A 20,602-nucleotide genomic window follows, 5' to 3' on the forward strand; every position below is an offset into this window, starting at 1 on the left:
GACTAGCGCGTGAAACCGTTCAGGCGAAAGCGCTTACTTCGACTGGCCGATGCGGCACGCCGCCAGCGCCGCCATGTTCAGGATATCGCTGACCGTCGAGGTCTTGGAGCAGATCTGGATCGGATCGGCGATGCCGGTCAGGATCGGGCCGATCACCGTGGCGCCAGCCAGTTCCTGCAGCATCTTGACCGAGATCGAGGCCGAGTGCCGCGCCGGAACCACAAGAATATTCGCCGGGCCGGTCAAGCGGCAGAACGGATATTGCTTCATCTGTTCCATGTTCAGCGCCACGTCGACGGTCATCTCGCCATCATATTCGAAATCGACGCCCCGCTCATCGAGCACATGCGGCGCGATATGCATCTTGGTCGCGCGCTCCGAGACCGGATAGCCGAAGGTCGAGAAGGAACAGAACGCCACGCGCGGCTCGAGACCCAGCGCGCGGGCAACCTGCGCACCCCGCGTCGCGATGTCTGCCAGGTCATGCTCGTCGGGCCATTCCTGCACCAACGTGTCGCCCATCAGAACAATCCGGCCCTTGATCAGCACGGCGGTGATCCCGACCGCGCCATCTGACGGCGCCGCGTCATAGACCTTGTTGATGAGCTCCAGCACATGCGCCGATTTCCGCGTGGCGCCGGTGATCATGCCATCGGCGTGACCATGCGCCAGCATCAGTGCCGAGAACACATGCCGGTCGCGCGTCGCCAGCTTATGCGCGTCTTCACGGTCGACGCCCTTGCGCTGCAGCCGCTTGTAAAGAAAATCGCGATAGGCATCGAGATGGCGGGTGTTGGCGGCGTTGACGATGGTCAGCTCGCGATAGGCGTCGCCGATCCCGGCGGCCTCAAGCTTTTCCTTGACGTCCGTATCACGCCCGACAACCAGCGCCTGACCCATGCCGGCCCGCTGATAGGCAACCGCCGCCCGCAGCACGCGCGGATCGTCGCCCTCGGCAAAGACCATCCGGGCCTGCGCCTGACGCGCGCGGGCGTGAATGCCCTGCAGGATCGACGCCGTCGGGTCCATCCGCGCCTTGAGGCTGAGCGTATAGGCCTCCATGTCGATGATCGGCCGACGCGCCACGCCGGTATCCATGCCCGCCTTGGCCACCGCCGGCGGAATCACATGGATCAGCCGCGGGTCGAAAGGCGTCGGAATGATGTAATCGCGGCCAAAGCTGAGCTTGCGGCCATAGGCCATCGCAACCTCGTCGGGCACGTCTTCGCGCGCCAGCTCGGCCAGCGCCTTGGCGCAGGCGATCTTCATCTCGTCGTTGATTGCGCGCGCGTTGATGTCGAGCGCACCGCGGAACAGGTAGGGGAAGCCCAGAACGTTGTTCACCTGGTTCGGATAATCCGACCGGCCCGTCGCCACGATCGCGTCTTCGCGCACTTCGTGGGCCTCTTCGGGGGTGATTTCCGGGTCCGGGTTCGCCATCGCGAAGATCACCGGATTATCGCCCATCGAGGCGACCATTTCCGGCGTCACCGCGCCCTTGGCCGAGACGCCAAGGAACACATCCGCGCCCACCATCGCCTCTTCGAGGGTGCGCGCTTCGGTCACCGCCGCATGGGCCGATTTCCACTGGTTCATGCCCTCGGTGCGGCCCTGATAGATCACACCCTTGGTGTCGCACATGATGCAATTGTCGTGCTTGGCGCCCATCGCCTTGACCAGCTCGAGGCAGGCGATCCCCGCCGCGCCCGCGCCGTTCAGCACGATCTTGCAGTCTTCGATCTTCTTGCCCGAAATTTCGAGCGCGTTGATAAGCCCCGCCGCGCAGATCACCGCCGTGCCGTGCTGGTCGTCATGGAACACCGGAATGTCCATGATTTCCTTCAGCCGCTGTTCGATGATGAAGCACTCGGGCGCCTTGATGTCTTCGAGGTTGATACCGCCGAAGGTCGGGCCCATCAGGCTCACGGCCTTGATGATTTCCTCGGGGTCCTCGGTGTCCAGCTCGATGTCGATGGCGTTGACGTCGGCAAAGCGCTTGAACAGCACCGCCTTGCCTTCCATCACCGGTTTCGACGCCAGCGCGCCAAGGTTGCCCAGCCCGAGGATCGCCGTGCCGTTCGACACAACCGCCACCATGTTGCCCTTGACCGTGTAGTCATAAGCCGTCTCGGGATTGGCCGCGATCGCCTCGACCGGAACCGCTACGCCGGGGCTGTAGGCCAGCGACAGGTCGCGCTGGGTGCTCATCGCCTTGGAGGCGACGATGTCGTATTTCCCCGGACGAGGATCGAGGTGATAAGCCAGCGCCTCTTCGGGCGTGATGCGGTTCTTGCTGGACATGGGGCCAAGTTCCTCCTGAAAGCCCGCCCCTCTTAGCGAGTGTGACGAAATCCCTCAATGGATTTGCACGTCTTTTCGCCCTTTTGTAGGCTCGCGCGCGAAGAACAGGGGGACAGACATGGCCGAGCCGACCGTCACGCCGATGATGGCGCAATTTCTGGAGATCAAAGAGGCCAACCCCGGCGCGCTTCTGTTCTACCGGATGGGTGATTTCTACGAGATGTTCTTTGATGACGCGGTGGCAGCGGCGGCGGCGCTCGATATCGCGCTGACCAAGCGCGGCCAACATCTTGGCCAGGATATCCCGATGTGCGGTGTCCCGGTTCATGCCGCCGAGGGCTATCTGCTCACGCTGATCCGCAAAGGGTTCCGCGTTGCCATCGCCGAGCAGCTCGAAGACCCCGCCGAGGCGAAGAAGCGCGGCTCGAAATCGGTGGTGAAACGCGACGTGGTGCGGCTGGTCACCCCCGGCACGTTGACCGAGGAAAGCCTGCTCGAAGCCCGTCGCCACAATTTCCTCGCCGCCTGGTCCGAGGTACGCGACGAAGCCGCGCTGGCCTGGGTCGATATCTCGACTGGCGATTTTCGCGTGATGCCCTGCCCGCTTTCGCGGCTTGGGCCCGAACTCGCGCGGCTTGCCCCGCGCGAGGTGCTTGTCAGCGAAGTGAAAGAGCCTGATTGTGCCGAAATAGTCTCTGATCTGCGTGCGGCGCTTACGCCGATGGCGCGTGCAAGCTTTGACAGCCAGGGCGCCGAAAGCCGGCTTTGCGGGCTGTTTTCGGTGGGCTCTCTGGATGCCTTCGGCACGTTTTCGCGCGCCGAAGTGTCCGCCATGGGCGCGATCGTCGACTACCTCGACCTGACCCAACGCGGGAAACTGCCGCTCTTGCGCCGCCCGGTGCGCGAAGAGGCGGGCGGCCTGATGCAAATCGACGCCGCGACGCGCCGGAACCTTGAGCTGACGCAGGCACTGTCCGGCGGGCGCGAAGGCTCGCTCTTGCACGCGATCGACCGCACCGTGACCGCCGGTGGCGCACGGCTGCTTGAACGCCGGATCTCGGCGCCCTCACGCAACCTGCCGCAGATCCACGCGCGCCATGAATCTGTGCGTTTTCTGCTGGAACAGAGCCTATTCGCCTCGGATCTGCGCAGCGATCTCAAGCGCTGCCCCGACATGGATCGCGCCCTTGGCCGCCTTGCGCTTGATCGCGGCGGCCCGCGCGACATGGCCGCGATCCGCAACGGGCTTGGGCAGGCGCTCTTGATTGCCCAAAAGCTTGAACGCAACGATACACCCGCGCTTTTGGCCAATGGCGCCAAGGCGCTGACCGGCCATGACGAGCTGGTCGCGCTCCTCGACGCTGCGTTGGTGGCCGAACCGCCCCTTTTGGCGCGCGACGGCGGGTTCATCGCGCCCGGCTATCACGAAGAACTCGACGAAACCCGTAAGCTGCGCGACGAAGGCCGCGGTGTAATCGCCCGGCTTCAGGCGGAATATGTCGAGCAGACGGGGATTTCGTCGCTCAAGATCAAGCATAACAACGTGCTGGGCTATTTCATCGAATGCACGTCGACCCATGCCGATAAGATGCTGGCCGCGCCGCTGTCGGAAACCTTCATCCACCGTCAGACCACCGCGAACCAGGTGCGCTTTACCACCGTCGTGCTGAGCGAGCTGGAAACGCGCATCCTGAACGCGGGCAACCATGCGCTTGAGATCGAAAAACGGCTCTATAACAGCCTGAAACGTGAAATTATGAACCACGCAGCCAGCGTCAACGAGGCCTCGCGTGCGCTCGCCGAGATTGACCTTGCAGCGGCCTTTGCCGATCTGGCGGCGGCCGAAAGCTGGGTCGAACCGCAGGTCGATGCCTCGCGCGCCTTTGAGATCGAGGCCGGGCGGCACCCGGTCGTGGAGCTTGCGCTGAAACGCTCGGGCGAGCCTTTCATTGCGAATGACTGTGCGCTGACCCCGGGCGAAACGCCCGCGATCTGGCTGCTGACTGGCCCGAACATGGCAGGTAAATCGACCTTCCTGCGGCAAAACGCGATCATCGCGCTTCTGGCACAGGCGGGCAGCTTTGTTCCGGCGCGGCGCGCGCATATCGGTCTGGTCAGTCAGCTGTTCAGCCGCGTCGGCGCCGCCGATGACCTTGCGCGCGGTCGCTCGACCTTCATGGTCGAGATGGTCGAAACCGCCGCGATCCTCAATCAGGCGGATGACCGGGCGCTGGTGATCCTGGATGAAATCGGGCGCGGCACGGCGACCTATGACGGGCTCTCGATCGCCTGGGCGGTGATGGAGCATCTGCACGGCGCGAACCGTTGCCGCGCGCTGTTTGCCACGCATTACCACGAAATGACCGCACTTTCGGCCAAGCTGGACGGGGTGGAAAACGCGACCGTCGCCGTCAAGGAATGGGATGGCGAGGTGATTTTCCTTCACGAGGTCCACAAGGGCGCGGCCGATCGCAGCTATGGCGTTCAGGTCGCGCGGCTGGCGGGGCTGCCGCAATCGGTCGTCGAACGCGCGCGCGTTGTGCTGGATGCGCTGGAGAAGGGCGAGCGGGAATCGGGGAGCCAGAAACAGGCGATCATCGACGATCTGCCCTTGTTTTCAGTCTCTAACACGCCTCAACCGGCGCAAAAGCCGACTGGCCCCTCGGCGGTCGAACTGCGCCTGCAAGAGCTGATCCCGGATGAAATGACGCCGCGAGAAGCTCTCGCGGCGCTCTATGATCTTCGGGGGTTGTTAGCCGAATGATCAGCCCTTCGGCATCGAGCTGACACCGACCTTCGCCGGGCGCAGCAGCCGATCGTGCAGCAGGAAGCCCTGCTCCATCACCTGGATGATGTCGCCCGCGACGGTGTTCGGCACGGGCGCCTCGAACATCGCCTCGTGGATCTGCGGGTCGAATTTATCGCCCACTTTCGGCATGACCGCGGTGATCCCATGACGCGAGAACACGTTCAGCAGTTCACGCTGGGTCAGCTCGACGCCCTCGATCATCGGGCCCGCCTGAGCGCGCAGCTCATCGGTCGCAACCTCAAGCGCGCGATGCAGCGCATCAAACACCGGCAGCATGTCGCGCGCGAGCTTGGACCCGCCGTATTGCTCGGCCTCGCGGCGTTCGCGGTCGGCGCGCTTGCGCGAGTTTTCGGCATCGGCCAGCGCGCGCATGAAACGGTCTTTCAGCTCATCGCGCTCGGCCCGGAGGGCTTCGATCTCGGCGAAATCCTGCTCCAGAATATCTTCGACGGTCTCGGTTGCCTGTGCTTGCTCTTCGAGAATTTCGTCTTTCTTGTCGCTCATGCGTCTCATCCTTTGCCCCGGCCGGACAGCATTCGCCCGACCAGCTGCGCTGTATAGTCCACGATCGGCACGATCCGCCCATAATTGAGCCGCGTGGGGCCGATCACCCCGACCGCACCGATAATCTTTCGATCAGCGTTCATATAGGGAGAGACAACCAAAGAGGAACCCGAAAGTGAGAAGAGTTTGTTCTCGGAGCCGATAAAAACGCGCACCCCGTCGCCCTCTTCGGTCAGATCGAGGAACTCCGCGATGTCGCGCTTGCGTTCGAGGTCATCAAAGAGCGTGCGGATGCGTTCAAGGTCCTGCGCCTCGCTGCCCAGGAGGTTCGCGCGACCACGCACGATCAATCGTTCATAGGATTCGCCCGGCCCCTCCCATTGCGCCAGCCCGCTTTCGACCAGATCGGCGGCAAGCGCGTCGATTTCCTGACGCCGCGCGCCGATCTCGCGGGCCATGTGGCCGCGCAGCTCGCTCAGCGTGCGCCCCTCGGCCAGCGCATTGACGAAATTCGCCGCCTCGCGCATGGACGACGGCGTTTGGCCGGGCGGCGGCGTGAACACGCGGTTTTCCACCTGACCATCGGCAAAGACCAGAACCACAAGCGCGCGATCGGCAGAAAGCGAAACAAACTCAATATGTTTCACGGCGGCTTCGTGCTTTGGCGTCAGCACGAGGCTCGCGCCATGCGTCATCCCCGACAGCGCCGAGCCAACCCGGTCCAGCAGGCTCGCCACATCGCTTTCGTTCGAGCCGACTGTCCCCTCAAGTGCCGCGCGATCATTGGCGTCGATATGCGCGACCTCCATGAAGCCGTCGACAAACATCCGCAAGCCCAGCTGCGTCGGCACGCGCCCGGCGCTGACATGCGGGCTGTCCAGGAGACCCATCAGCTCAAGGTCCTGCATCACGTTGCGCACCGTCGCCGCCGAGAGCTTTTCGTTCAGCGTGCGCGTCAGCGTGCGCGAGCCGACCGGCTCGCCGCTGTCCAGATAGCCCTCGACCACCCGACGGAACACTTCGCGCGACCGGTCGTTCAGCTCTGAGAGAATTTTCGCCCGATCTTCCATTCCACGCCTGTCCCGGCCCAAAAAACCTTGCCACTTCGGCGGTAGTCCGCCTTCGGGGTTGCATCCTGACCGCCCCGGCCTCAAATGGACGCCAAACACCCGAGAAAGGAACTTTGGCATGCGTCCCTCTGGCCGGAATTTAAGCGAACTTCGCCCGATTTCAATCGAGACCGGGGTTACGAAACACGCGGAAGGCTCTTGCCTGATCAAGATGGGCGATACGCACGTGCTCTGCACCGCCACCATCGAAGACCGCCCGCCGTCGTTCCTCAAGGGTACGGGGCTTGGTTGGGTCACTGCCGAATACGGCATGCTGCCGCGCGCGACCAACACCCGCAACCGCCGCGAAGCCGCGACCGGCAAGCAAGGTGGGCGCACCGTGGAAATCCAGCGCCTGATTGGCCGCGCGCTGCGGGCGGGCGTTGACCGCGTCGCTTTGGGCGAGCGTCAGATCGTCGTCGATTGTGATGTGATTCAGGCCGATGGCGGCACGCGCTGCGCCTCGATCACCGGCGGCTGGGTCGCGCTGCGCCTTGCGGTGAACAAACTGATGAAGGCCGGGGTTTGCACCTCGGACCCGCTGCTGGATCATGTCGCGGCGATTTCCTGCGGGATTTATGCGGGTCAGCCGGTTTGCGACCTCGATTATGCCGAAGACAGCGAGGCGGGCACCGATGGCAACTTCATCATGACCGGCGCTGGCAAGCTGATCGAGGTGCAAATGTCGGCCGAGGGCGCGACCTTCTCGCGCGGGCAGATGAACGAGCTGCTGGATCTGGCCGAAGCAGGCGTCGCCGAGCTGGTGAAAGCGCAAAAGGCCGCCACGGAATGAGGAAATTCCGCGAAAAGACGCTGTTGGTGGCGACGCATAACGCGGGCAAGCTCGAGGAAATCTCGGCGCTGCTCGCGCCTTTCGGCATCACCTGCGTCGGCGCCAAGGAAAAGGGCCTTGTCGAGCCCGAAGAGACCGAAAATACCTTCGTCGGAAACGCCCGGATCAAGGCGCATGCCGCAGCTAAGGCGACCGGCCTGCCCGCTCTGGCCGATGATTCCGGGATCGAGGTCGATTGCCTTGGCGGCGCGCCGGGCGTTTACACCGCCGATTGGGCCGAAACGCCGAACGGGCGCGATTTCGCGATGGCGATGGAAAAGACCTGGGTCGCCTGCGAACAGGCCAATGCCCCCGAGCCGCGCACCGCCCGGTTCCGCTCGACCCTCGTTCTGGCCTGGCCCGATGGTCGCGACGAGGTTTTCGAAGGCAAGGTCGAGGGTCAGCTGGTCTGGCCGATGCGCGGGGCCCAAGGCCACGGCTATGATCCGATGTTCCAACCCGAAGGCTACGACATCACCTTCGCCGAAATGGACCCGGCAAAAAAGAACGAGATTTCCCACCGCGCCGACGCTTTTCGCAAGCTCGTCGCCTGCTTTGAGGCTTGATCATGTCTGAACGCAAAAACATCTCGGGCGGCTCGCCCTACGAGCCGAAGCTGGGTTATTCCCGCGCGGTGGCGCAGGGCGACTGGTGCTTTGTCGCCGGCACCACCGGCGCCGATCCCGAGACCAAAACCTTCCCCGAAAGCGCGCTGGATCAGGCCCGCAACACCTTCGCCACGATCAAGAAGGCGCTGGATGAGGCGGGGTTTGGCTTCGAGCACACCGTGCGCGCCAATTACATCATCACCGACCCCGCCTATATGGAAGAAATCATCCCCGCGCTCTCGGAAATCTTCGGTGAGATTCGCCCCGCCGCGACCATGGTCGTCGCCGGGCTGGTCAATCCGGCGATGAAGATCGAGATCGAACTGACGCTCTTCAAAGGCTGACGATGGACGACTGGCGGCACGGAGGATTCGGGCTTTACCTGCACTGGCCCTTCTGTGCCGCCAAATGCCCCTATTGCGATTTCAACTCGCATGTTGCGGCAGAAATCGACCAATCACGCTGGAATAGAGCCTATTTATCCGAGATCGAGCGGCTTGGGGCGGAAACCAAAGGCCGCGTTCTGAACTCCATCTTTTTCGGCGGCGGCACCCCTTCGCTGATGGCGCCAGAGCTTGTTCAGGCAATCCTCGATAAGGTGCGCGCCACCTGGACCTTGGCGAACGACGTCGAGATCACGCTGGAAGCCAACCCGACAAGTATCGAATCCGGCCGGTTCAGAGCCTATTCCGAGGCGGGCGTGAACCGCATCTCAATGGGGATGCAAGCGCTGAACGATGCCGACCTGAAGCGGCTCGGCCGGATGCATTCGGCCGCCGAGGGTCGCGCCGCATTCGACATCGCGCGCAAGCATTTCGACCGCGTCAGCTTTGACCTGATCTATGCCCGGCAAGATCAGTCGCTTAACGCCTGGAAGGCCGAGCTGCACGAAGCCCTCGCGATGGCTGTCGATCATTTCTCGCTCTACCAACTCACGATCGAGGACGGCACCGCTTTTGGCCTCCGCCACGCGGCAGGAAAGCTTCATGGCCTGCCAGATGATGCGTTGGCATCCGATATGTATCTGATAACACAAGATATTTGTTCGTCTCACGGGCTTCCGGCCTATGAGATTTCCAACCACGCTCGCCCTGGCGCCGAGTCGCGTCACAACCTCGTCTATTGGCGCTATGGTGACTATCTCGGGATCGGGCCCGGGGCGCATGGGCGGCTGACACTGGACGGAACCCGCCACGCAACCGATACCCCGCGTGCGCCAGAGGCCTGGCTGCGTGCAGTCGAGGCGGCTGGCAACGGCGAGCTTCCGCGCGAAGCATTGCCTCTATCCGAGCAAGCGACCGAGTATCTGCTTTTCAGCCTCCGGCTTTCCGAAGGGATGGATTTGGCGCGCTACGAGGCACTTTCTGGCCAGCCGGTGGATCGCGCGAAGCTCCGTCACCTGGAAGAAATAGGCATGATTACGCTGGAACAGGGTCGAATTTGTCCGACGGATGCCGGCCGGGCGGTACTGAATGCCTTGATCGTGGAGCTCATGCCCTGATGCGGATCATCTGGCTGATATGCGGCCTGATCTCGCTCGGGCTTGGGATCGTGGGAGCCTTCGTGCCGCTACTTCCAACGGTGCCCTTGGTGCTACTGGCGGCGTTCTTCTTTGCGCGATCCTCGGAACGCCTCCACCAATGGCTGCTCAATCACCCTCAGTTTGGCCCCGCCATCGCGGATTGGAGTGAACGCGGCGCGATCTCGAAGCGTGGGAAATGGGCTGCAACAGTGTCGATTCTGGCGACTTTCGCAATCACGCTATTCCTTGGAATCGGCTGGAAAATCATCCTGATCCAGGCCGCCGCGCTTGGCGCGGTCAGCCTGTTCATCTGGACGCGTCCATCCGTCTAAATCAGCGGAAATTCGACAGAAGCTGGCAAAGCTGATCGAGCTGATCGAGGTCCTTGTAAGAAATCGACACACGGCCCGCGCCATCCGGCTGATGATCAATGGCTACGCTCATCCCCATTGCCGCCGACAGATCCGCTTCGAGCGCGCGGGTATCGGCGTCTTTCTCGGTCGGACGCGGCGAGCGCGTGGATTTCTTGGTCGATTCGCCGCCTTTTTTCGCCAATCGCTCGGTTTCACGCACCGAAAGCCCGTTTGCGACGATCTGGCGCGCGAGCCCGTGCGGATCATCGGCCGTCAAAAGCGCGCGCGCGTGGCCGGCCGTCAGGCGACCCTCACGCAGCATTTCCTGCAGTTCATCGGGCAGCTGCAGGAGTCGCAGCAGGTTGGCGATATGCGAGCGGCTCTTCGAGAGCGCCTCGGCCAGCTTTTCCTGGGTATGACCAAAGCGATCCATCAGCTGACGATAGCCAAGCGCCTCTTCCAGCGGGTTCAGATCGGCCCGCTGAATATTTTCGATGATCGCGACCTCAAGGACCTCGGTATCACTGAAATCCCGCACGATGACGGGCAGCTCATGCACCTGCGCCATCTGCGCCGCGCGCCAACGGCGCTCCCCGGCGACAATTTCGTAGTGCTCGGCGCGGCCCGGATGCTTGCGCACGATCAGGGGCTGAATCACCCCCTTCTCGCGGATTGAAGCGGCAAGCTCCTGGAGCGCCTCGGGCGCGAAAGTGCGGCGCGGCTGATCGGGATTCGGCTCGATCTTTTCGATCGGAACATAGAAATCGGCGCGGCGCGGCGCATTTTCCTGCGGCGCGGCCCCGAGATTCACATCGGCCATCAGCGCAGACAGCCCGCGCCCAAGACCCCGACGTTCTTTTTTCTCGCTCATATCAGCCCTTCCTGCCCGTCATTGCATGTCGCGCCAGCATTTCCTGCGCCAGCGCACGATAGGCCTGCGCCCCGCGCGAGCCGCCATCATAGCTCAGCACCGGAAGCGCATAGGACGGCGCCTCGGAAACGCGGACATTTCGCGGGATCATCGTGCGGAACACCAACTCGCCCAAGGTCGCGCGCGCATCCGCCTCGACCTGCTGCGACAGGTTGTTGCGCACATCATACATCGTCAGCACGACACCCTCGATCCGCAGCTGGTTATTCGCACTTTGGCGCACCTCGCGGATCGTCAGCATCAGCTGCGAGAGGCCTTCAAGCGCGAAAAACTCGGCCTGAAGCGGCACTAGGACCGATTGCGACGCCACCATCGCATTGATCGTCAGAAGCGAAAGCGAGGGCGGGCAGTCGATCAGGATGTAATCAAAGCGGAATTTGTCGATATCGGGCTGGCGCAGCGCGTCATGAAGCAGAAAACTGCGCTTTTCGTTCGCCATCAGCTCGATATCGGCGGAAGACAGGTCGGTCGTCGCCGGGCAGATCCAGAGCCCGTCGACATCGCTTTGCAGCAAGATATCTTCAAGCGGCATATCCTCGAGCAAGAGATCATAGGTCGAGAACTTGCGGTCTTCGGGGTCGATGCCGAGACCGGTCGAGGCATTGCCCTGCGGATCGAGGTCGACCAGAAGCACGCGCTGCCCCTGCTCGGCCAGCGCGGCCGCGAGGTTGATCGCGGTGGTGGTCTTGCCGACGCCGCCCTTCTGATTGGTAATCGAGATGATGCGGGGCGCCGGGGGTCGGGTTGGATCAGACACGCGAAACCTCTGCGAAAGTCAGGATTGCCGCCTCGGGATCGGTGAGGCTGGGATAGGTTTGAACCGAGAAAGACCAGTTTTTCTGCGCCTCTGCAAGCTCCTCGCGCCAGGATGCACCCTTCGGGAAAACCGCCAGGCCCGAGCTGGCCAAATGTCGGGCAGCAAAGCCCAAAAGCCGATCAAGCGGCGCAAGGGCGCGCGCGCTGAGAACCTCGGCATTCAGCGGATCGACCTCCTCGATTCGCTGTGCGCGCACCTCGACCGACAGGCCAAGCTCGCGCGCGACCGTCATCAGAAAGGTCGATTTACGTCGGTCACTTTCAACGAGGACAAACTTCTGCGCGGGGCGCTTTTCCCTGGCCAGGATCGCCAGAACCAACCCCGGAAAGCCTCCGCCCGAACCCAGATCGGCCCAAAGCCCCTCCCGACCCTCGGCCAGATCGAAAAGCTGCGCCGAATCGAGGAAATGGCGCGTCCAAAGCTGGGACAGCGTGGCCGGAGACACGAGGTTGATCGCCGGATTCCACTTGTTCAGTAGCGCATCATAGGCCTCAAGGCGCTCCAATGTTTCACGTGAAACATCGAAGCCGGGCAGCCGGTCCTGTTGTGTCATGCGCTTTTAGCCCGCCGCATCTGCTTGAGTTTCGCCAGAATCAGCGTCAATGCCGCCGGGGTGACCCCTTCGACCTTCGCCGCATGGCCAAGCGTTTGCGGAAGCGCGCGCTTGAGCTTGCCGCGCAGCTCGTTCGACAGGCTGGGCAGCGCGTCATAATCGAAGCCCGCCGGAATCTCCCAAGCCTCATCGCGCCGAATCGCGGCTGCGTCTTCTTCCTGCCGCTGGACATAATTGGCGTAAAGCGCATCAATCGCGAGTTGCTCGGCCGTCTCGGCCTCAATAGCCGCCAGCTCCGGCAGAGCCGCGACAAGCTGGTCGAACTCGATATTCGCGAAGGACAGAAGGGCAAAAGCGCTGCGCTTCTCTCCATCCTGGTTCACCATCATCCCATGCTCCCGCGCCTGCTTGGGTGTCAGGATCGAGTGCTCCAGCAGATCGCGCCCTGCTGTGAGCTTCTCCATCTTCTCGCCGAAGGCCCGCTGACGGGTTTCGCCAACGCAGCCCAATTCGATACCGACGCCAGTCAGACGCTGATCAGCATTATCCGCGCGCAGAGACAGCCGGAACTCAGCACGCGACGTGAACATGCGGTAAGGCTCGGACACCCCGCGCGTTATCAGGTCGTCGATCATCACGCCGATATAGCTGTTGGCACGGCTGAAGTGATGGGGTGCCTCATCACGCGCAGCGCGCGCGGCGCTTAGCCCAGCCACAAGCCCCTGAGCTGCGGCCTCTTCATAACCGGTCGTGCCGTTGATCTGCCCGGCAAGATACAGCCCAGGCACTTCACGCAGCTCAAGCGCCGCCGTCAGGGCGCGCGGATCGACATAGTCATATTCAATCGCGTAGCCCGGCTGCAGGATGCGGACCTCCTCGAGGCCATAGATCGAGCGAACGTATTCCTCCTGTACCTCCTCGGGCAGCGAGGTCGAAATACCGTTCGGATAGACGGTATCGTCATCAAGCCCCTCTGGCTCCAGGAACACCTGATGCGCGGATTTGTCGGCAAAGCGCACGACCTTATCCTCAATCGAGGGGCAATAGCGCGGCCCCACCCCCTCGATATGCCCGCCATACATGGCCGAGCGCGACAGGTTCGCGCGTATGACCTCATGCGTCTTTTCGTTGGTATGGGTGATCCCGCAGGCGATCTGGCGCGCGAAGGGTTTGCGATGCAGGAAGGAAAACACGACCGGATCTTCATCGCCCGGCTGCTCGTCCAGCAGATCCCAGCGGATCGTGCGCCCGTCCAGCCGCGGCGGCGTCCCGGTTTTCAGCCGCCCAAGCGGCAGCTCCAGCGCCTTCAGGCGTTCAGCCAGCGCAACCGAGGGCTTATCGCCAATCCGCCCGCCGGGCCGCTTCTTATCGCCGATATGGATCAGCCCGTTAAGGAATGTGCCCGAGGTCAGGATCACGGCGCGCGACGGCAGCTCCGAGCCATCGGCCAGGATAACCCCGGCAATACGCCTGCCATCCATCCGGAAATCGGCAACCTCGCCCTCGATCACCTCGAGGTTCGGCTGCAATGCCGTCTCGCGCTGCATCGCCTCGCGATAAAGCTTGCGGTCGGCTTGCGCGCGCGGCCCACGCACCGCCGGCCCTTTGCGACGGTTCAGCAGGCGAAACTGGATGCCCGCCATATCGGCCACCCGCCCCATCACGCCGTCCAGCGCATCGATCTCACGCACGAGGTGGCCCTTGCCAAGCCCGCCAATCGCCGGGTTGCACGACATCACGCCAATCGCATCGGCGCGCAGCGTTATCAGTGCGGTCTGCGCACCCATTCGGGCCGCCGCATGGGCCGCCTCGGTCCCGGCGTGACCGCCGCCAACAACGATGACGTCAAAATGTTTCACGTGAAACACTCCTCACTTGCCGATGCAGAAGCTCGCAAAGATCTCGTCCAGCAGGTGCTCCACATCGACCCGCCCGACCAACGATTCCAAGGCCCGGGCCGCCGTCCGAAGATCTTCGGCAGCCAGCTCCGCGCGCTCGGACCCCGCCAATACCTCATTTCGCGCCGATTCCATAGCCCTCTGAGCACGCATCAGCGAAATCCTGTGCCGCTCATGCGACATGACGCTGGCGCCCGCAGCAAGCCCTTCGAGCCGCGCAGTCACCTGCGCGATCAGCGTATCGATCCCCGCGCCGGTCTTGCCGGACACGCAAAGCCCGTCGCGCGGCGCAAGGTCTGCCTTGCCTTGCGCGACAATATCGCCGGGCTCTGGCGCAATCAGCGGCACCTCATCGCCATCCAGCAGGAACACCCGCAGGTCCGCCGCCTTCGCGCGCGAAATCGCCCGCTCGATCCCGATGCTTTCGACGACATCCTCGGTCTCGCGCAGGCCAGCGGTATCCAGGAGCGTCACGGCCAGCCCGGCCAGATCCATGCGCACTTCGATCACATCGCGCGTCGTGCCTGCGATCTCCGACGTAATCGCCGCCTCGCGCCCCGCCAGCGCATTCAAAAGCGTCGATTTCCCCGCATTCGGCCGTCCGACGATCGCCACCTCAAAGCCTTCACGCACCCGCTCACCTGCCGAGATCCCGCGCAGCTCGGCCGCAATACCGCCGCTCACGCGCCCGATCAGTTCGAGCACCTCGGGCGAGACATCGACAGGAACATCTTCATCGGCAAAATCAATCGTCGCCTCGATCAGCGCGGCAGCGCGCACCAAATCCGTGCGCCAGGCATCGACCTTGGAACCAACAGCGCCCGATAGAACCCGCAGCGCCTGCTTGCGCTGCGCCTCGGTCTCGGCCTCGATCAGATCGGCCAACCCCTCGACCTGCGCCAGATCGAGCCGCCCGTTTTCCAGCGCCCGCCGCGTGAACTCTCCGGGCTCCGCCAAACGCAACCCGTCCAAGCCGCCAAGGGCACGCAGCACCGCTGAAACCGTGGCGACCGCCCCGTGGATATGCAGCTCCACCACCTCTTCGCCGGTAAAGCTCGCGCCTTCCTCGAAGACCAGAACGACCGCTTCATCCAGCTCTTCACCGGCAAGCCGCAGCTTGCGCAACCCGGCCTGACGTGGCGCGGGCAGCGTGCCGCAAAGTGCGCCTGCACCCGCCTTCGCCTGCGGGCCGGAAATGCGGATAACCGCCACCCCCGCCTTGCCGCGGGCGGTAGCCAAAGCAAAGATCGTATCCATCGCCAGCCCTCGCGGCGCGTCGGTCAGCCCGACTTAGCCGTTCATCGAATCGAAGAATTCGCTGTTGGTCTTGGTCTGCTTGAGCTTCGAGATCAGGAACTCGATCGCGTCCGTCGTGCCCATCGGGTTCAGGATGCGGCGCAGCAGATAGGTCTTTTGCAGGTCCTTCGCGTCGACCAGCAGGTCCTCTTTCCGGGTGCCGGACTTGAGGATATCCATCGCCGGGAAGACGCGCTTGTCGGCCACCTTGCGGTCGAGCACGATTTCCGAGTTACCCGTGCCCTTGAACTCCTCAAAGATCACCTCGTCCATCCGCGAGCCGGTATCGATCAGCGCGGTCGCGATGATGGTGAGCGAGCCACCCTCTTCGATGTTACGCGCGGCACCGAAAAAGCGCTTCGGACGTTGCAGCGCGTTCGCATCCACACCACCCGTCAGCACCTTGCCCGAGCTCGGCACGACGGTGTTATAGGCGCGGCCCAGGCGCGTGATCGAGTCGAGCAAGATCACCACGTCGCGCTTGTGCTCAACCAGACGCTTGGCCTTTTCGATCACCATCTCGGCCACCGCTACGTGCCGCGTCGCCGGTTCGTCGAAGGTCGAGGAAATCACCTCCCCCTTCACCGAGCGCTGCATGTCGGTCACCTCTTCCGGGCGCTCGTCGATCAACAGAACGATCAGGTAGCACTCGGGGTGGTTGGTCTCGATCGAATGGGCGATGTTCTGCAACAGAACCGTCTTACCCGTGCGCGGCGGCGCCACGATCAGCGAACGCTGGCCCTTCCCGATCGGGGACACGAGGTCGATGATCCGGGCCGAGCGATCCTTGATCGTCGGATCTTCGATTTCCATCTTCAGCCGCTCGTCGGGATAGAGCGGCGTCAGGTTGTCGAAGCTCACCTTGTGGCGCGCTTTCTCCGGGTCTTCGAAGTTGATGCTCTCGACCTTGGTCAGCGCGAAATACCGCTCGTTCTCGCCCGGCGCGCGGATCACGCCCGAAACGGTATCGCCGGTGCGCAGGCTGTGCTGACGGATCATGTCGGGCGAAACATAGATGTCATCGGGGCCCGGCAGGTAGTTCGCCTCGGGCGAGCGCAGGAAGCCAAAGCCGTCTTGCAGCACTTCCAGCACGCCATCCCCGCCGATCTCTATATCGTCCTCGGCATGCTCCTTCAGGATCGAGAACATCATCTCGCCCTTGCGCATCGTCGAGGCGTTCTCAATTTCCCATTCCTCGGCCAGCGCCAGCAGCTCTTTCGGGCTTTTGACTTTCAGGTCGGCAAGGTTCAGGCGTTCGCTCATGGGGATCCCCGTCAAATACCGCGCCACCCGAAACCCGGGCCGCGCGTGCTGTCATCTCATATCAGAAAAACCGGTCGGCCAGGACGGCCGGGGCTTGGGCTGCAGATACGCGCGAATGCGCGCTGAGTCAATGAATGCTCAGAATTTCAGGATCACCGAGAGAACGATTACCACCATGAAGATCGTCGGCACCTCGTTCATCATCCGGTACTGCCGACCCGTCAGCGTGCTGGTGCCCTCGGCGAGCGCGACGCGCTGCTTGCCGCACCACATGTGAAACCAGGTCATGCCGAGGATCGAAGCGCCCTTGGTCCAGGGCCAGATGCTCGTCCAGTCGACGATGCCGGGGGTGAACACCAGCATCAACCCAAACAGCCAGCTCGATATCATCGCCGGATTCATGATCGCCTTGAGCAAGAGCCGCTCCTGATGCCGGAACAAGAGATCCATGTCCGAGTCGCGCACCACGCCCTGCTTCTTCAGCCCTTCGACGTGATAGACAAAGAGCCGCGGCAGATAGAACAGCCCCGCCATCCAGGCGAGCACGGACATCACGTGAAAGCTTTTGGTCCAGAAGTAGAAGTCAGCGAGAAAATCGGTCATGGCACGCCCTTTCGTTCCCAACCTCAATATAAAAATAAAAGAAAATAAAAAAGATGATGATGATGTAGGCCCTGTGGAGACTGTGGATTAATGACCTATCCACATCCGTCAGAGCTTCAGGCAGATTTACCTCACAGCTGCGCATGAAACCTAAATAAAAACAATTATTTCAATATGTTAGAAGAATTTCAGCTGTGGAGAAATACCGGGATAACCCAAGGATGATCTGCGGCGATGCGCCTCTCTTTCACAAGCCCGACTTTCGGGTTCCACAGGTGGACAAACCTTCACCTTTCTTGAGAAAACGTTAAGAAATACCCACAGGCATCGTCAGCCCCTCGCATCTCACCGATTTCCCCCCAAGCAAATCCGCCCGGTTATCCCCATGTCTGTCCCCGTCCTTCTCGCCTCGGCTTCGGAAATCCGCGCGCAGCTTCTGCGCAACGCGGGGCTGTCCGTGACCGTCCAGCCCGCGCGCCTCGACGAAGAGGCGATCCGCGCCGCGCTCGAGGCCGAGGGCGCCAATCCCCGCGACGTGGCCGATGCGCTGGCCGAAGCCAAGGCCGCCAAGCTTTCGGGCAAGACGCCGGGCGCCCTTGTTCTAGGCGCCGATCAGGTGCTTGACCTCAACGGCCGCGTCTTTTCCAAGCCCGAAACCCCCGAAGACGCCAAGGCCCAGCTTCGCGCCCTCTCGGGGCAGACCCATCGCCTGCTCTCAGCGCTTGTCGTTGTCCGCGACGGCGAGCCGCTCTGGCGCCATGTTGGGCAGGTACGGCTGACCATGCATACGCTCTCGGAGGCGTTCATCGACGATTACATCGCCCGCAACTGGGATAGCATCCGCTGGGCCGTCGGCTGCTACAAGCTCGAAGAGGAAGGCGCGCGGCTTTTCTCTCGCATCGAAGGCGATTATTTCTCGGTCCTGGGCCTGCCGCTGATCGAATTCCTGAACTGGCTCCGCGCAAGAGGAGAGCTGCCGACATGACCGACCATCCCAAGATCCCGCTTGCAGGCGTGATCGGATCACCGATCGCGCATTCCAAATCCCCCGCGCTGCAGCGCTATTGGCTGGAAAGCTACGGGATCAAGGGGTTCTACGTGCCGATGGATGTCGCAGCAGAGGATCTGGAAGCCGTGCTGCGCACGCTGCCCAAGGCGGGGTTTGTGGGCTGCAACGTGACAATCCCGCACAAAGAGGCGGTGCTGCGTTTGGCCGATGTCGTCACCGATCGTGCGGCACTGATCGGGGCCGCGAATACGCTGGTCTTCCTGCCGGATGGGCGGATTCAGGCCGATAATACAGATGGTTACGGCTTCATGGCGAACTTGCGTCAGCACCTGCCCGACTGGTCCGCGGCGACTGGCCCGGCGGCGGTGTTTGGCGCGGGCGGTGCATGTCGCGCCATCCTCGCCTCGCTGCTTGAGGCCGGCTGCCCTGAAATCCGGCTCTCGAACCGCTCGCGCGAGCGTGCCGACCAGCTTCGCGCCGAGTTCGGCGCCCGCGTCGTTGTCCATGACTGGGTGCGGGCCGGCAATATGCTGGAAGGCGCAGCCACCGTGGTCAACACCACCGCACTCGGCATGGTTGGCAAGCCCGAGTTCCGCGTGCCGCTCGATGCGCTTTCGCCCGAGGCGGTGGTGACTGATATCGTCTACACGCCGCTGGAAACCGATCTGCTGAAATCCGCCAAAGCCGTCGGCTGCCACACGGTCGATGGGCTCGGCATGCTCTTGCATCAGGCGGTGCCGGGGTTCGAGGCCTGGTTCGGCCGCCGCCCCGAGGTCACCCCCGAGCTGCGCGACCTGGTGCTGAGCCTATGAGCCGGCCGTATCTGCTGGGCCTGACCGGCTCGATCGGGATGGGCAAATCGACCACCGCCAAGATGTTCGCCGAGCTGGGCGTGCCGGTCTGGGATGCCGATGCAACCGTCTATGCGCTTTACGCCAAGGGCGGTGCGGCGGTGGCGCCGATCGGGGCGATCTACCCCGAGGCGATCCGTGATGGCGCGGTTGATCGCGCGGCACTGCGCAAGGTGGTGACCAGCGATAAACAGGCTCTATCCCGCCTTGAATCGATCGTTCACCCGCTGACGACGCAATCGCGCGAGGCCTTTATTTCGGCCCATTCCGATGCGCCGCTTTTGCTGCTGGATATCCCGCTCATGTATGAAACGGGCGCCGAGAAATCCTGCGACGCGGTGCTTGTCGTGACCGCCCCGCCCGAGGTGCAGCGCGCGCGCGTGCTTGAACGCGGCACGATGGATGCGGCCGAGCTTGAACTGATCCTCTCGCGGCAGATGCCTGACGCCGAAAAACGGGCCCGCGCCGATTACATCATCGAGACGCTGACGCTTGAGCAAACCCGCGCCGCTGTGCAAGAACTGGTGGCGGAGCTGGGGGGCTGAGATGCGCGAGATCGTTCTGGATACCGAAACCACGGGGTTTGAGCCCTCGGAAGGCCACCGGATCGTGGAAATCGGCGCCGTCGAGCTGTTCAACCACGTGCCAACCGGGCGCACCTATCACCAATATATCAACCCCGAGCGCGAGATGCCGAAAGAGGCCTTCGAAGTGCACGGGCTGGGCGATGAATTTCTCTCGGACAAGCCGAAATTCCGCGAAATCGCGCAGGATTTCCTCGATTTCATTGGCGGCGACGCGAAGCTGGTGATCCATAACGCAGCCTTCGACATGAAGTTCCTCAATGCCGAGTTGGGCTGGGTGAACAAGCCGCTGATCGCGAATGACCGCGCGCTTGATACGCTGATGATGGCGCGGCGCAAGTTTCCGGGCTCGCCCGCCTCGCTCGATGCGCTGTGCCGGCGGTTCAGCATCGACAATTCCTCGCGGACGCTGCACGGGGCGTTGCTCGACTCCGAGATCCTGGCCGAGGTTTATCTTGAGCTGATCGGCGGACGGCAGCCGGGCTTTGGCCTCTCAATCGACCCTGTTCCGGCGAAAAACGCCTCTTCCGGCGCGAGCGAAGAGTGGCGCCCGCGCCCGCGCCCTGTGCCCCTGCCCTCGCGCCTGACCGAGGCCGAGGCTGCCGCGCATGCCGCGATGATCGAGAAGATGGGTGACAAGGCGATCTGGCGGCGCTGATCGCGGGCAATAATGCTGCGCGAACCTGACACAAAAGCGCAACAAATGCAGCCTTGCGCCCATTTTTCCCATTTAACCCCCGGGGCATTGGCCTTAAATGA

20 protein-coding genes are annotated in these 20,602 nt (G+C 62.9%); 10 read left to right on the forward strand and 10 right to left on the reverse strand.

Annotated elements, in window-relative coordinates; all coding sequences use genetic code 11:
* Positions 1–33: 33 nt before the first annotated feature.
* A complete protein-coding gene (locus CLN94_RS08595) occupies positions 34–2,301 on the reverse strand; it encodes an NADP-dependent malic enzyme (RefSeq protein WP_096433203.1) in 2,268 nt (755 codons plus the stop codon).
* Positions 2,302–2,419: 118 nt separating this feature from the next.
* On the opposite strand from CLN94_RS08595, the gene mutS reads away from it, so the two are divergent.
* Entirely contained in the window at positions 2,420–5,065 is a 2,646-nt protein-coding gene (mutS, locus tag CLN94_RS08600) for a DNA mismatch repair protein MutS (protein WP_096433205.1), read from the forward strand.
* Here mutS and CLN94_RS08605 read toward each other — a convergent pair whose 3' ends face one another.
* Both CLN94_RS08605 and hrcA read right to left on the reverse strand, forming a co-directional pair.
* Positions 5,066–5,614, reverse strand: a complete 549-nt coding sequence (locus CLN94_RS08605) for a nucleotide exchange factor GrpE (RefSeq protein ID WP_096433207.1) — start codon at positions 5,612–5,614, stop codon at positions 5,066–5,068. It abuts the gene before it with no gap.
* A gap of 5 nt (positions 5,615–5,619) precedes the next feature.
* The gene (gene hrcA / locus CLN94_RS08610) at positions 5,620–6,684 is read right to left on the reverse strand and encodes a heat-inducible transcriptional repressor HrcA (RefSeq protein ID WP_096433209.1); all 1,065 of its coding nucleotides are present in this window, start codon (positions 6,682–6,684) and stop codon (positions 5,620–5,622) included.
* Between the two features lie 118 nt (positions 6,685–6,802).
* Between hrcA and rph the strand changes: the two genes are divergently transcribed.
* The 5 genes from rph to CLN94_RS08635 are packed head-to-tail and all read left to right on the forward strand — an operon-like array spanning position 6,803 to position 10,017.
* Positions 6,803–7,516 (forward strand): ribonuclease PH, encoded by a 714-nt coding sequence (gene rph, locus CLN94_RS08615; RefSeq protein WP_096433211.1) that lies wholly within the window; start codon positions 6,803–6,805, stop codon positions 7,514–7,516.
* Positions 7,513–8,121 (forward strand): RdgB/HAM1 family non-canonical purine NTP pyrophosphatase, encoded by a 609-nt coding sequence (rdgB, locus tag CLN94_RS08620; protein ID WP_096433213.1) that lies wholly within the window; start codon positions 7,513–7,515, stop codon positions 8,119–8,121. Before rph ends, rdgB begins: the two co-directional genes overlap by 4 nt.
* Positions 8,122–8,123: 2 nt before the next feature.
* Positions 8,124–8,507, forward strand: coding sequence for a RidA family protein (locus CLN94_RS08625; RefSeq protein ID WP_096433215.1), 384 nt, complete (start codon positions 8,124–8,126; stop codon positions 8,505–8,507).
* Between the two features lie 2 nt (positions 8,508–8,509).
* The gene (hemW, locus tag CLN94_RS08630) at positions 8,510–9,664 is read left to right on the forward strand and encodes a radical SAM family heme chaperone HemW (RefSeq protein WP_096433217.1); all 1,155 of its coding nucleotides are present in this window, start codon (positions 8,510–8,512) and stop codon (positions 9,662–9,664) included.
* The gene (locus tag CLN94_RS08635; protein ID WP_096433219.1) at positions 9,664–10,017 is read left to right on the forward strand and encodes a YbaN family protein; all 354 of its coding nucleotides are present in this window, start codon (positions 9,664–9,666) and stop codon (positions 10,015–10,017) included. The genes hemW and CLN94_RS08635 overlap by 1 nt, the downstream gene beginning before the upstream one ends.
* 1 nt (position 10,018) lies before the next feature.
* Here the strand turns inward: CLN94_RS08635 and CLN94_RS08640 are convergent, their stop codons facing one another.
* The 7 genes from CLN94_RS08640 to CLN94_RS08670 form a co-directional block, all read right to left on the reverse strand.
* Positions 10,019–10,909, reverse strand: a complete 891-nt coding sequence (locus tag CLN94_RS08640) for a ParB/RepB/Spo0J family partition protein (protein WP_096433221.1) — start codon at positions 10,907–10,909, stop codon at positions 10,019–10,021.
* 1 nt (position 10,910) lies between these two features.
* The gene (locus tag CLN94_RS08645; protein WP_096433223.1) at positions 10,911–11,726 is read right to left on the reverse strand and encodes a ParA family protein; all 816 of its coding nucleotides are present in this window, start codon (positions 11,724–11,726) and stop codon (positions 10,911–10,913) included.
* Positions 11,719–12,339 carry a 16S rRNA (guanine(527)-N(7))-methyltransferase RsmG gene (gene rsmG, locus CLN94_RS08650; protein WP_096433225.1) on the reverse strand — a complete coding sequence of 207 codons (621 nt, stop codon included), beginning with the start codon at positions 12,337–12,339 and terminating at the stop codon, positions 11,719–11,721. The genes CLN94_RS08645 and rsmG overlap by 8 nt, the downstream gene beginning before the upstream one ends.
* On the reverse strand, positions 12,336–14,207 hold the full coding sequence (gene mnmG / locus CLN94_RS08655; protein ID WP_096433227.1) for a tRNA uridine-5-carboxymethylaminomethyl(34) synthesis enzyme MnmG: 1,872 nt from the start codon (positions 14,205–14,207) through the stop codon (positions 12,336–12,338). The genes rsmG and mnmG overlap by 4 nt, the downstream gene beginning before the upstream one ends.
* A 3-nt stretch (positions 14,208–14,210) precedes the next feature.
* Complete coding sequence (gene mnmE / locus CLN94_RS08660) at positions 14,211–15,494, reverse strand: tRNA uridine-5-carboxymethylaminomethyl(34) synthesis GTPase MnmE (protein WP_096433229.1); 1,284 nt, start codon at positions 15,492–15,494, stop codon at positions 14,211–14,213.
* A 33-nt stretch (positions 15,495–15,527) separates the two neighbouring features.
* Positions 15,528–16,796: a transcription termination factor Rho gene (gene rho / locus CLN94_RS08665; RefSeq protein ID WP_096433231.1), complete on the reverse strand. Its 1,269-nt coding sequence runs from the start codon at positions 16,794–16,796 to the stop codon at positions 15,528–15,530.
* A 138-nt stretch (positions 16,797–16,934) separates the two neighbouring features.
* Positions 16,935–17,399: a CopD family protein gene (locus tag CLN94_RS08670; protein WP_096433233.1), complete on the reverse strand. Its 465-nt coding sequence runs from the start codon at positions 17,397–17,399 to the stop codon at positions 16,935–16,937.
* Between the two features lie 385 nt (positions 17,400–17,784).
* On the opposite strand from CLN94_RS08670, the gene CLN94_RS08675 reads away from it, so the two are divergent.
* The 4 genes from CLN94_RS08675 to dnaQ are packed head-to-tail and all read left to right on the forward strand — an operon-like array spanning position 17,785 to position 20,501.
* Positions 17,785–18,384, forward strand: a complete 600-nt coding sequence (locus tag CLN94_RS08675; protein ID WP_096433235.1) for a Maf family protein — start codon at positions 17,785–17,787, stop codon at positions 18,382–18,384.
* Positions 18,381–19,220 carry a shikimate dehydrogenase gene (locus tag CLN94_RS08680; protein WP_096433237.1) on the forward strand — a complete coding sequence of 280 codons (840 nt, stop codon included), beginning with the start codon at positions 18,381–18,383 and terminating at the stop codon, positions 19,218–19,220. The genes CLN94_RS08675 and CLN94_RS08680 overlap by 4 nt, the downstream gene beginning before the upstream one ends.
* Positions 19,217–19,804, forward strand: a complete 588-nt coding sequence (gene coaE, locus CLN94_RS08685) for a dephospho-CoA kinase (protein ID WP_096433239.1) — start codon at positions 19,217–19,219, stop codon at positions 19,802–19,804. Before CLN94_RS08680 ends, coaE begins: the two co-directional genes overlap by 4 nt.
* A 1-nt stretch (position 19,805) precedes the next feature.
* The gene (gene dnaQ / locus CLN94_RS08690) at positions 19,806–20,501 is read left to right on the forward strand and encodes a DNA polymerase III subunit epsilon (RefSeq protein ID WP_096433241.1); all 696 of its coding nucleotides are present in this window, start codon (positions 19,806–19,808) and stop codon (positions 20,499–20,501) included.
* The last annotated feature ends 101 nt before the right edge of the window (positions 20,502–20,602 follow it).

The organism is Pseudothioclava arenosa (genome assembly GCF_002358085.1).
GTDB lineage: Bacteria > Pseudomonadota > Alphaproteobacteria > Rhodobacterales > Rhodobacteraceae > Pseudothioclava > Pseudothioclava arenosa.

Bases quoted from the DNA above. Each gene is read 5' to 3' on its own strand.
- CLN94_RS08595 (WP_096433203.1), bottom strand. From the start codon at position 2,301: ATGTCCAGCAAGAACCGCATCACGCCCGAAGAGGCGCTGGCTTATCAC.
- mutS (WP_096433205.1), top strand. From the start codon at position 2,420: ATGGCCGAGCCGACCGTCACGCCGATGATGGCGCAATTTCTGGAGATC.
- CLN94_RS08605 (WP_096433207.1), bottom strand. From the start codon at position 5,614: ATGAGCGACAAGAAAGACGAAATTCTCGAAGAGCAAGCACAGGCAACC.
- hrcA (WP_096433209.1), bottom strand. From the start codon at position 6,684: ATGGAAGATCGGGCGAAAATTCTCTCAGAGCTGAACGACCGGTCGCGC.
- rph (WP_096433211.1), top strand. From the start codon at position 6,803: ATGCGTCCCTCTGGCCGGAATTTAAGCGAACTTCGCCCGATTTCAATC.
- rdgB (WP_096433213.1), top strand. From the start codon at position 7,513: ATGAGGAAATTCCGCGAAAAGACGCTGTTGGTGGCGACGCATAACGCG.
- CLN94_RS08625 (WP_096433215.1), top strand. From the start codon at position 8,124: ATGTCTGAACGCAAAAACATCTCGGGCGGCTCGCCCTACGAGCCGAAG.
- hemW (WP_096433217.1), top strand. From the start codon at position 8,510: ATGGACGACTGGCGGCACGGAGGATTCGGGCTTTACCTGCACTGGCCC.
- CLN94_RS08635 (WP_096433219.1), top strand. From the start codon at position 9,664: ATGCGGATCATCTGGCTGATATGCGGCCTGATCTCGCTCGGGCTTGGG.
- CLN94_RS08640 (WP_096433221.1), bottom strand. From the start codon at position 10,909: ATGAGCGAGAAAAAAGAACGTCGGGGTCTTGGGCGCGGGCTGTCTGCG.
- rsmG (WP_096433225.1), bottom strand. From the start codon at position 12,339: ATGACACAACAGGACCGGCTGCCCGGCTTCGATGTTTCACGTGAAACA.
- mnmE (WP_096433229.1), bottom strand. From the start codon at position 15,494: ATGGATACGATCTTTGCTTTGGCTACCGCCCGCGGCAAGGCGGGGGTG.
- rho (WP_096433231.1), bottom strand. From the start codon at position 16,796: ATGAGCGAACGCCTGAACCTTGCCGACCTGAAAGTCAAAAGCCCGAAA.
- CLN94_RS08670 (WP_096433233.1), bottom strand. From the start codon at position 17,399: ATGACCGATTTTCTCGCTGACTTCTACTTCTGGACCAAAAGCTTTCAC.
- CLN94_RS08675 (WP_096433235.1), top strand. From the start codon at position 17,785: ATGTCTGTCCCCGTCCTTCTCGCCTCGGCTTCGGAAATCCGCGCGCAG.
- CLN94_RS08680 (WP_096433237.1), top strand. From the start codon at position 18,381: ATGACCGACCATCCCAAGATCCCGCTTGCAGGCGTGATCGGATCACCG.
- coaE (WP_096433239.1), top strand. From the start codon at position 19,217: ATGAGCCGGCCGTATCTGCTGGGCCTGACCGGCTCGATCGGGATGGGC.
- dnaQ (WP_096433241.1), top strand. From the start codon at position 19,806: ATGCGCGAGATCGTTCTGGATACCGAAACCACGGGGTTTGAGCCCTCG.